The organism is Monashia sp. HAY1-5C (assembly GCF_056755255.1).
The window spans coordinates 18,754-28,963 of record NZ_JBPGXG010000046.1; the positions used below are offsets into that span (position 1 = coordinate 18,754).

Consider the following 10,210-nt stretch of genomic DNA (forward strand, 5'->3'; position numbering starts at 1 on the left):
CGTGCCCGGGGCCGACGCGTCAGCTCACGGTCGCGTGCGCCAGGTCGCAGCGGTTGGTGTCGTTGGACCACGTCGACTGCATCGCGAAGGAGCCCTGCGTCGTCGCGACGTTGCCGGAGCCGGCCCAGGACGGTGAGATCCAGGCGCACTCGTCCGCGTTCTCCTGCCCGGAGTACGTGCGCGAGGTGGTGTTCGTCCAGCCGCCGGCCGGGTTCTGGTCGGTGATCGTCTCGGCGTACTCGTGGCCCTCGACCATGGTGTAGCCGTCGTCGGTCCCGGCCGTCCCCGCCTTGACGAAGTTCTGGCCACAGCTGGTGCCCATGTCCATGACGTACGGCATGTTCGTGAAGGCGATGTCCCCGTAGGGCGAGGCCGACCCGACGTACGGGTCACCGTTGTAGTCGTGCCAGGCGCAGAAGGTGCCGGACGGCGTGTTGAACCCGTCCGGGTGCGTGCCGGTCGGCGACAGGACGACGTACTGGGCGTAGCGGTTGCTCGAGGCCGTCGTGTTGCCGAAGTGGCCGGCCGCCCGGACCGCCTCGTCGCCGAGCTGCTTGGCCGTCGCGGAGGACGGCGCCGCGGTCGAGGCGTCGTACCAGACGCCGGCGAGGTCGCCGCCGGTCGGGTAGCCGACGTGCGCCGCTCCCGCCGGGGCACGACGTCGCTCCCTTCGCCACGAGCGGCCCGTCGCAGTACTGGGTCATGACGCCGGACCACGCCTCGCCGCCGGTGCCGAGGCCCTTGAAGAGCTTCTGCACGAGGGGAGCGCCCGGCTTCGGGTCTCCGGTGAAGGTGAGGTTGCCAGCGGTGTCCGTGCCCTGCGAGCCCCACTGGCTGCCCCAGAAGACGAGGTAGACCCTCGGGGTGCCGCTCGTGACGCCGATGCCGTCGACGCCGCCGCCGTAGGACAGCGTCTTGCTCGCCGCCGGTCGCGAGCCCTTCGTCTGCGCCTCCCACCGGTGCATCTGGGTGTTGAGCTCGCGCGTGGGGACGGCGCCGTGCCGGTACGGGTGGCCGTACGCGGGTGAGTGCGGGTCGGTGACGCCGCCCGACACGGCCGGGGCGGCGTCGGTGCTGCTCATCGTGTCGCTCAGGGTGCTGCTGGCCGTGGCGCTCGTGGCACCGAAGGCCGTACCGAGACAGAGCGCGGTCGCCGTGGCGGCGACGGCCACCATCAGACGCGAACGTCGATGACTCATGCGGATCCTTTCACCGGGGGCTCCGATCGGAGCGCGATGGCGCACATCGTCGTGGCCGCCGTCCGGGAAAGTGGTGGGAGGATGCTGCCGGTTCCCTGCCAGTTGGCGCCTCGTGCGGGGACGCCTGACATCGGGACGAACCGGACGTCGCCTGAGCGGCCGAGCGTCCCGGGCCGGGCGGTGGCACCGCCCTCCGGGGGGTATGGTCGTCCGAGCACATGACCTGGGTCGGCCGCGGGCCACCCGATCGGGAAGGCACAAACGCGTGGCTCGACTCTTCGGCACGGACGGCGTCCGTGGCATCGCGAACAAGGACATCACCGCCGAGCTGGCCCTCGACCTGTCGGTGGCGGCCGCGCACGTCCTCGGCGAGGTCGGGGAGTTCAACGGGCACCGCCCCGTCGCCGTCGTCGGGCGCGACCCCCGGGCCTCCGGCGAGTTCCTGACCGCGGCGACCATCGCCGGGCTGGCGTCGGCCGGCGTCGACGTGCGCGACGCCGGGGTGCTGCCCACGCCGGCGATCGCCTACCTCGTGGCCGAGCAGGACGCCGACCTCGGCGCCATGCTGTCGGCCTCGCACAACCCGATGCCCGACAACGGCCTGAAGTTCTTCGCCCGGGGCGGCCACAAGCTCGCCGACGAGCTCGAGGACCGCATCGAGGCCCGCCTGCGCGACGACTGGCAGCGGCCGGTCGGCGGTGACGTCGGACGCATCACGCCGCTCGAGGACGGCGCCGACCGCTATGTCGCCCACCTGCTGTCCGTCCTGCCGCACCGCCTCGACGGCCTCCACGTCGTCGTCGACGCCGCGCACGGCGCGGCGTCGCAGGTCGCCCCGCGCGTCTTCCGCGAGGCCGGAGCCACCGTGACGACGATCGGCTGCGAGCCCGACGGCATCAACATCAACGACGGCTTCGGCTCCACGCACCTCGAGGCGCTCCAGAAGGCGGTGGTCGAGGCAGGGGCGGACCTCGGTGTCGCCCTCGACGGCGACGCCGACCGCTGCCTGGCCGTCGACGCGGCCGGCGTCGAGGTCGACGGCGACCAGATCATGACGATCCTCGCCCTGGCCATGAAGGAGCAGGGCGTCCTGCGCGGCGACACCCTCGTGGCCACCGTCATGTCCAACCTCGGCATGATCCATGCCCTCGCGGACGCCGGCATCACCGTCGTGCAGACCGCCGTCGGCGACCGGTACGTCCTCGAGGGGATGAAGGAGGGCGGCTTCGTCCTCGGTGGTGAGCAGTCCGGCCACGTCGTCATGCTCGACCACGGCACGACCGGCGACGGCACCCTCACCGGTCTGATGCTCGCCTCCCGGGTCGCCGCCACCGGTCACCCGCTGTCGGACCTCGCGACGGTCATGTCGCACTTCCCGCAGGTGCTCGTCAACGTCAAGGACGTCGACAAGTCGGCCCTCGAGGCCAACGCCGTCGTCGCCGAGGCCGTGCGGCGCGCCGAGGACGAGCTCGGCGCGACGGGACGCGTGCTGCTGCGCAAGTCCGGCACCGAGCCGGTCGTGCGCGTCATGGTCGAGGCCGCCGACGGCGACCAGGCCCGGCTGCTCGCCGACCGCCTCGTCGGCGTGGTCAGGGCCGAGCTCAGCCTCTAGAGCGCGCGGGGCCGGCGCCGGGCAGCCCGCGGCCGGGCGGCCCGCGGCCGGGCGGCCCGGCGGCCGGTGACGGACGCTGGCACACTCGGCGGGTGAGCCCGATCTCCGTCGTCCCGCTGCATCGCCGGATGCGTCCGAGGGACCCGCAGGAGCAGCACCGCGTCGCGTCGCCGCTCGAGCTGTTCTTCGACCTCGTCTTCGTCGTCGCGATCGCCTCCAACGGGGCCGAGCTGCACCACGGCCTCAGCGAGGGCCACGCCGCCGACCTGCTCAAGTTCCTCCTCGTCTTCTTCGCCATCTGGTGGGCGTGGATGAACTACACGTGGTTCGCGTCGGCCTACGACTGCGACGACGTGTCCTACCGGCTGCTGACGTTCGTCATCATGACCGGCTCGCTCATGCTGGCAGCCGGCATCGGCGACCTCTTCGACGACGGCCAGTCCGGACTGGCCGTCTCCGGCTACGCGGTGATGCGGTTCGCCATGGTCGGCCTGTGGCTGCGGGCCGCGCACGGCGACCCGGACGGCCGCGGCACGGCCCTGCGCTACGCCGTCTGCATCGCGCTCGTGCAGGTGCTGTGGATCCTGCGCCTCCTGCTCGACGGCGAGGTGGTGCTGTACGTGACCTTCCTCGTGCTCGTCGTGCTCGAGCTCCTCGTGCCGGTCGTGGCCGAGCGACGCGTCCGCACGCCCTTCCACCCGCACCACATCACCGAGCGGTACGCGCTGTTCACCATCATCGTGCTCGGCGAGGTCGTCCTCGCCGCGGTGCAGGCGGTGGCGGGCGCGCTGGGGCACGGGATGGGGCTCGACCTCGCCGGCGTCGTCGTCGGTGGCCTGCTCATCGTCTACGCGCTGTGGTGGATCTACTTCAAGCGCGACCACCTCGAGCTGTTCGAGGGGCCGTTCCGGCACAACCTCACCGCCGGCTACGGGCACTACCTCGTCTTCGTCTCGGTGGCGGGCACGGGGGCCGCGCTCGCGGCGTCGGTGGACGTCGCGACCCACGAGTCCCATGCGAGCGTCCGGTTCGTCGCCGTGGCGCTCGCGGTCGCGGTCTCCCTCTACGTGCTCGTCCTGGGGGCGCTGCACAGCGTCGTCGACGGTGACCGCGGTCAGCTGCGCCTCGCGGCCGTCGTCGCCGCCCTGACGCTGGCCGTGGCGCTGGTGTCGCCCTCCATCGGGCTGTCGGTGGCCGGGACCGGGCTCGTCCTCGCGCTGTCGGTGGCCGAGCACGTGTGGAGCACGCGCGGGGCGCCCGCGGCCGGGAGCCTGCGGTGAGGGTCAGTCGACGTGGCGCAGCAGGCCGGTGTCGACGTCGTAGACGAAGCCCGCCACCTGCGTGCCCTCGGCGATGAGCGGGTGCGAGCGGACCTTGGCGAGGTCCTCTCGCAGCGCGCGCTCCTGGTCGGCGATGGCGTGGAAGACCATCCACGACGCGTCCTTGCCCGCGCTCTCACCGACGCGCTCGCGCAGCTCGGCCTCGCTGTTGGACGCCATGGCGCACCGGGTGTGGGGGACGACGAGGATGCGGTCGACGTTGAGCAGGTGGGTGGCGAGGACGAGCGCCTCGAGGGCCTCGGAGGCCACGCGGCCGCCGGGGTTGCGGAAGATCTTCGCGTCGCCGGGCTTGAGGCCGACGAGCCCCAGGGGGTCGATGCGCGAGTCCATGCACGTGACGATGGCGACGCCGGCCCGGGCGATGCCGTCGAAGCCGGCCATCTCGAACCGCGCCGCGTAGTCGCGGTTGGCTGCGACGAGATCCTCGAAACCGGCTGGGGCGGAAGCGTTCTGGGTCACTGTCGTTGTCTCCTCGTTCACTCGAGTCCGGGCCGCCTGCCGATGGTGAAGGCCACCGGCTTGCTCACCTCGGCGAAGAAGTCGTTGCCCTTGTCGTCGACGACGATGAAGGCCGGGAAGTCCTCGACGTCGATCTTCCAGACGGCCTCCATGCCGAGCTCCTCGTACTCGAGGACCTCGACGTGCTTGATGCAGTCCTGGGCGAGCCGGGCCGCGGGGCCGCCGATCGAGCCGAGGTAGAAGCCGCCGTGCGCGGCGCACGCGTCGGTGACCTGCGTGCTGCGGTTGCCCTTGGCGAGCATGACCTTGCTGCCGCCGGCCGCTTGGAACTGGTCGACGTAGGAGTCCATCCGGCCGGCCGTCGTCGGTCCGAAGGAGCCCGACGGCATGCCCTCGGGCGTCTTGGCCGGTCCCGCGTAGTACACCGGGTGGTCCTTGAGGTACTGCGGCATCGGCTCGCCCGCGTCGAGGCGTTCCTTGATCTTGGCGTGCGCGATGTCGCGCGCGACGACGAGCGGGCCGGTCAGCGACAGCCGCGTCTTGACCGGGTGCCTCGACAGCTCGGCGAGGATGTCGTCCATGGGCTGGTTGAGGTCGACCTTGACGACGACGTTGCGGCTGGTCGAGCTGACCCCGACCGCGTCGTCCTCGTGGTCGCCGAGGTCCACCGAGCCGGCGTCGGGCAGGAAGCGCGCCGGGTCGGTCTCGAGCTGCTCGATGAAGACCCCCTCGGGCGTGATCCTGCCGAGGCACTGACGGTCTGCCGAGCAGGAGACGGCGATGGCCACCGGCAGGCTCGCACCGTGGCGGGGCAGGCGCACGACGCGGACGTCGTGGCAGAAGTACTTGCCGCCGAACTGGGCACCGATGCCGAACTGCCGGGTCAGCTCGAGCACCTTCTCCTCGAGCTCGGTGTCGCGGAAGGCGTGGGCCGTCATGGAGCCCTGCTTGGGCAGGGTGTCGAGGTACTTGGCCGACGCGTACTTGGCTGTCTTCAGGGCGAACTCGGCGCTCGTCCCGCCGATGACGATGGCCAGGTGGTACGGCGGGCACGCGGCGGTGCCGAGCGACCGGAGCTTCTCGTCGAGGAAGCGCATCATGGCCTCCTCGTTGAGGATCGCCTTGGTCTCCTGGTAGAGGAAGCTCTTGTTCGCCGAGCCGCCGCCCTTGGCCATGAAGAGGAACTTGTACGAGGTCTCGTGGCCCACGGCGGTGTCGGCGTAGAGCTCGATCTGCGCGGGGAGGTTCGAGCCGGTGTTCCTCTCCTCCCACATGGTCAGCGGCGCCATCTGCGAGTAGCGCAGGTTGAGACGCGTGTACGCGTCGCGGACGCCCTCGGCGACGGCGCGCTCGTCGGTGCCGGGCGTGAGGACGTGCTGGCCACGCTTGCCCATGACGATCGCCGTGCCGGTGTCCTGGCACATCGGCAGCACACCACCCGCCGCGATGTTGGCGTTCTTGAGCAGGTCGAGGGCGACGAACCTGTCGTTGTTGCTCGCCTCGGGGTCATCGAGGATGCTGCGCAGCTGCTGCAGGTGGGCCGGGCGCAGGTAGTGGGCGATGTCGTGCATCGCGGTCTCGGTGAGCAGGCGCAGGGCCTCGGGCTCGACCTCGAGGAAGGTCCGGCCACCGGGTCCCTCGACGGTGCGCACTCCCTCGGTGGTGAGGAGGCGGTACGGCGTCTCGTCCGCGCCGATGGGAAGCAGGTCCTCGTACTGGAAGTCGCTCACTCTTTCTCCTGTGCACCCGGCCGCCCACCGGCCTCGTGCGGGCGGACTCCGGCGGCACCACGGTAGCGCGGGGGCACGGGGAGCCGTCGGGGGGTGTCACCGCAGCGGGCTGGGGTCGGGTGTGGCGGGTTCCGCTGCTGTCGGACCCGTCCGAGCGGGTACGTGCCGGGCGTGGGCCGACATCCTCCGCGTGGCACGGGCGACGTGCGGCTGCGTAACACTTCGGCAAGAAGTGTTGACAGTTGTGGCGCACGTCACTGTTGTGGTGTTGGGTGAGAGGGACGGACGGATGGGGCTGTGGCCCCGTCAGCCAGCCGGTGGTCACGCCGGAATCCTGTGGAACACCGGTCTCCAGCGCGGCCGGTCAGCGTGGGGCCGATGACGCCCCCAAGCCTTCCGAGAAGGAGCAGGAATGTTGAACCGAAAGGCAGGGCTCACGGCCCTGATCGGCATCACCGTCGCGGGCCTCGCCTCAGGCTGCCTGTCGTCGAACTCGGGCTCCGGGCCCAACGCCGGTCCCGCCAGCGGCCCGGGCAAGAGCACGATCGAGGTCATGTACGGCCTCGGACCGGACACCGAGCCGGGCTTCAAGGCCGACGTGTCTGCTTGGGCGGCGCAGAACAAGATCACCGTGAAGTTCACCAAATCGGCATCATGGGACACCGAGATCCGCACCAGGGTCCAGGGTGGGAACGCGCCGGACGTCGGTCTCTTCCCCCAGCCGGGCCTCATGTGTGACCTGGCCAAGCAGAAGAAGCTGGTCCCGTTCGACGACGCGACCGTCGCCACCGACAAGGAGACGCTCGTCCCGGGCTTCGTCCAGGCCGGCACCTGCGCGGACGGGAAGGTCTACGGCCTGCCCAACGAGGTGAGCGTCAAGAGCATCCTGTGGACCGACGCGCCCGCCTTCAAGGCGGCCGGGCTCAGCGCCCCTGCAACGTTGGACGACCTGCTCACGCTGACCCAGAAGATCAAGTCCGAGGGCAAGACCCCATGGTGCATCGCGGCCGAGTCCGGGCAGGCGACGGGGTGGCCCATCACCGACTGGATCGAGGACCTCGTCCTGCGCATCGCCGGACCTGACAACTACGACAAGTGGGTCAAGGGCGAGCTGAAGTTCAACAGCCCGGAGATCAAGCCGGCATGGGAGTACTTCCAGAAGATCGCCTTCGGCGACGGCTACGTCCGGGGCGGCACGAAGTCCATCGTCGCCACGAACTTCCAGACCGGCGGCAACGCGCTGTTCAGCAACCCCCCGGGCTGCTACCTGTTCAAGCAGGCGACGTTCGTGGCCAACAAGGGCGGCTTCCCCGACTCCGTGATCTCCAAGCTGGACACCGAGACCGCGCCGCTGCCTTTCCCGGCCAAGACGGCAGGCGACAACCCGGTCCTCGTCGCCGGTGACATCGTCGCAGCCTTCAACAACGACCCGAACTCGCTCAAGCTGCGCAACTTCATCGCCAGCAAGGAGAACGGCACCCAGCAGGCCAAGAACGGCGCCTTCTCGCCGCACAAGACGGCCGACGTGTCGCTGCTGCCGAACAAGACCCTGCAGACGATCGCCACCAACGTGCTCTACAAGGCGACCGCGGCCCGCTTCGACGGCTCCGACTCCATGCCGGCCAAGGTGGGTGCCGGGACCTTCTGGACCGAGCCGGTCAAGTGGCTCTCGGGCCAGCAGGACCTCGACACCACGCTCAACAACATCGACGACAGCTTCCCGAAGACCGGCAGCTGACGCCGCCTTACCGCGGGGGTGACCGACCGGTCGCCCCCGCGGTCGACAGCGCATTCTCCCAACAGAGAGAGGAAGTGCCATGGCCATCAAGATCGTGAACGCGGTGATCGCGATCATCGGCGGGATCGGCGGCGCCATCATCATCTTCTGGATCCTCAACAAGCTGGCCGAGTCGCTCAAGGGCCGCTGGGAGGACCGCGTCAAACCGTGGATGTTCGCCGGGCCCGCGATCCTCGCGATCACGGTGTACCTGATCTACCCCGCGATCGTCACGATCCAGTACAGCTTCGCCAACGAGGACTCCACGGCCTACGTCGGGTTCAAGAACTACGGGGACGTCCTGACCGACAAGACGTTTCTGCAGGTGCTGTTCAACAACGTCCTGTGGATCGTCATCGTCCCGGCCCTGACCGTGGTGCTGGGCCTCGGGGTGGCCGTGCTGGCCGACCGGCTCAGGCCGCGCGGTGAGAAGGCTGCCAAGACCTTCATCTTCCTGCCGATGGCGATCAGCATGGTCGGGGCCGCCACCATCTGGCGCACCATCTACGACTACCAGCCGCCAGGCACTCCGCAGACCGGGCTGCTCAACGCCTTCCTGGGCCTGTTCAACAAGGCGCCGGTCTTCTGGTATGGGCAGAGCACGCTGCACTTCAACAGTCTGCTGCTCATGATCATCCTCATCTGGACCCAGGTCGGGTACTCGATGGTGCTGCTCTCCGCGGCCATCAAGGGCGTCCCCGAGGACACCGTCGAGGCTGGGCGCATCGACGGAGCCGGCGAGCGGCGGATCTTCTTCAGCATCATCGTCCCTCAGATCTGGCCGACGGTGATCACGGTGTTCATCACGGTCCTCATCGGTGTCATGAAGGTGTTCGACGTCGTCTACGTGACGACCAACGGCGCCTACGACACCGACGTCATCGCACGGCGCTTCTACGACGAGCTCTACACGCAGGGCAACAACGGCTACGCGGCCACCATTGTCGTGATCCTGCTGCTTGCCGTCATCCCGATCCTCATCTACCAGGTCCGCCACTTCAGGGCCGAGGAGGCAGCACGATGACCACGACGCTCCAGCCAGGCACCGGCGCACCCGCCGACGAGCCGCAGCTCCTGCGCCAGAGCAAGCCCGGTGCCGGCACGGGGTCAGCGAACTGGCCGGTCCGCATCGGAGTGCTCGTCCTCTGCATCGCGTGGATGATCCCGGCCCTCGGGATGCTCGTCAACTCGTTCCGTCCACGTGACGAGCAGTTCGCCTCGGGCTGGTGGACCGCGTTCTTCAACCCGTTCGGCTCGGCGTGGACGGTGCAGAACTACAGCACGGTCCTGACCTCGGACGCGGCCGGCATCCCGATGGCCCAAGCGTTCCTCAACAGCCTCATCGTGGCGCTGCCGGCGACGGTCATCCCCATCCTCATCGCAGCGTTCGCGGCGTACGCGTTCACGTTCATGCAGTGGAAAGGCCGCGACGTCGTCTTCGTCATCATCGTGGGCCTGCTCGTCGTGCCCAACCAGGTGGCCTTCGTCCCCCTGGTCAAGCTCTACTCGGGCCTCGGCCTCAACGGCACCTTCATCGCGGTCTGGCTGGCGCACATCGGGTTCGGCATGCCGTTGGCCGTCTACATCCTGCGCAGCTACATGTCCGGCCTGCCCACCGCGGTGATCGAGTCGGCGAAGATCGACGGTGCGAGCCACTTCACGACGTTCTGGCGGCTCATCATGCCGATGTCGACGCCCGCACTGGCGTCATTCGCGATCTTCCAGTTCCTCTGGGTCTGGAACGACCTCCTCGTGGCGCTGATCTTCCTCGGTCGTGGCGACAACACCGTCGCCACCGTGGCGCTGCAGGGCCTGCAGGGCCAGACCGGAGCAGGACGGGAGCTCATCCCTGCAGCCGGATACGTGACGATCATCGTCCCGATCCTCGTCTTCCTCTCGCTGCAGCGGTACTTCATCCGCGGCATGACCTCCGGGGCCGTCAAGGGCTGAGGCCGACCCCCGCAGCCCTGTCGTCGCCGGCGCCCGGGACCCCGCTCAGGCTGTCTCTTATACACATCTCCGAGCCCACGAGACGGAGCTACATCTGGGGGGGGGTGTTCTGGTTGGGAGAGAGGGGGGGGGGGGGGGGGGGG

The 10,210-nt window shown here is 69.5% G+C and carries 9 protein-coding genes; 5 read left to right on the forward strand and 4 right to left on the reverse strand.

Annotation, left to right across the window (positions count from 1 at the left end):
- Positions 1-19 precede the first annotated feature (19 nt).
- Both ACR9ZK_RS09320 and ACR9ZK_RS09325 read right to left on the reverse strand, forming a co-directional pair.
- The gene (locus tag ACR9ZK_RS09320; protein WP_481341617.1) at positions 20-340 is read right to left on the reverse strand and encodes a hypothetical protein; all 321 of its coding nucleotides are present in this window, start codon (positions 338-340) and stop codon (positions 20-22) included.
- Positions 341-389: 49 nt separating this feature from the next.
- On the reverse strand, positions 390-1,199 hold the full coding sequence (locus tag ACR9ZK_RS09325; RefSeq protein WP_481341618.1) for a hypothetical protein: 810 nt from the start codon (positions 1,197-1,199) through the stop codon (positions 390-392).
- A 265-nt stretch (positions 1,200-1,464) separates the two neighbouring features.
- Between ACR9ZK_RS09325 and glmM the strand changes: the two genes are divergently transcribed.
- Together glmM and ACR9ZK_RS09335 are read left to right on the forward strand one after the other, a co-directional pair.
- Positions 1,465-2,811 (forward strand): phosphoglucosamine mutase, encoded by a 1,347-nt coding sequence (glmM, locus tag ACR9ZK_RS09330; RefSeq protein ID WP_481341619.1) that lies wholly within the window; start codon positions 1,465-1,467, stop codon positions 2,809-2,811.
- Positions 2,812-2,903: 92 nt separating this feature from the next.
- Positions 2,904-4,091 (forward strand): low temperature requirement protein A, encoded by a 1,188-nt coding sequence (locus ACR9ZK_RS09335; protein WP_481341620.1) that lies wholly within the window; start codon positions 2,904-2,906, stop codon positions 4,089-4,091.
- Positions 4,092-4,094: 3 nt separating this feature from the next.
- Here the strand turns inward: ACR9ZK_RS09335 and ACR9ZK_RS09340 are convergent, their stop codons facing one another.
- On the reverse strand, positions 4,095-4,610 hold the full coding sequence (locus ACR9ZK_RS09340; RefSeq protein ID WP_481341621.1) for a beta-class carbonic anhydrase: 516 nt from the start codon (positions 4,608-4,610) through the stop codon (positions 4,095-4,097).
- Between the two features lie 17 nt (positions 4,611-4,627).
- Positions 4,628-6,340: a fumarate hydratase gene (locus tag ACR9ZK_RS09345; RefSeq protein WP_481341622.1), complete on the reverse strand. Its 1,713-nt coding sequence runs from the start codon at positions 6,338-6,340 to the stop codon at positions 4,628-4,630.
- Between the two features lie 412 nt (positions 6,341-6,752).
- On the opposite strand from ACR9ZK_RS09345, the gene ACR9ZK_RS09350 reads away from it, so the two are divergent.
- From ACR9ZK_RS09350 to ACR9ZK_RS09360, 3 genes are all read left to right on the forward strand, one after another.
- Positions 6,753-8,078, forward strand: coding sequence for an ABC transporter substrate-binding protein (locus ACR9ZK_RS09350; RefSeq protein ID WP_481341623.1), 1,326 nt, complete (start codon positions 6,753-6,755; stop codon positions 8,076-8,078).
- A gap of 79 nt (positions 8,079-8,157) precedes the next feature.
- Positions 8,158-9,141 (forward strand): carbohydrate ABC transporter permease, encoded by a 984-nt coding sequence (locus ACR9ZK_RS09355; protein ID WP_481341624.1) that lies wholly within the window; start codon positions 8,158-8,160, stop codon positions 9,139-9,141.
- On the forward strand, positions 9,138-10,067 hold the full coding sequence (locus ACR9ZK_RS09360; RefSeq protein ID WP_481341625.1) for a carbohydrate ABC transporter permease: 930 nt from the start codon (positions 9,138-9,140) through the stop codon (positions 10,065-10,067). Before ACR9ZK_RS09355 ends, ACR9ZK_RS09360 begins: the two co-directional genes overlap by 4 nt.
- Positions 10,068-10,210: the final 143 nt, after the last annotated feature.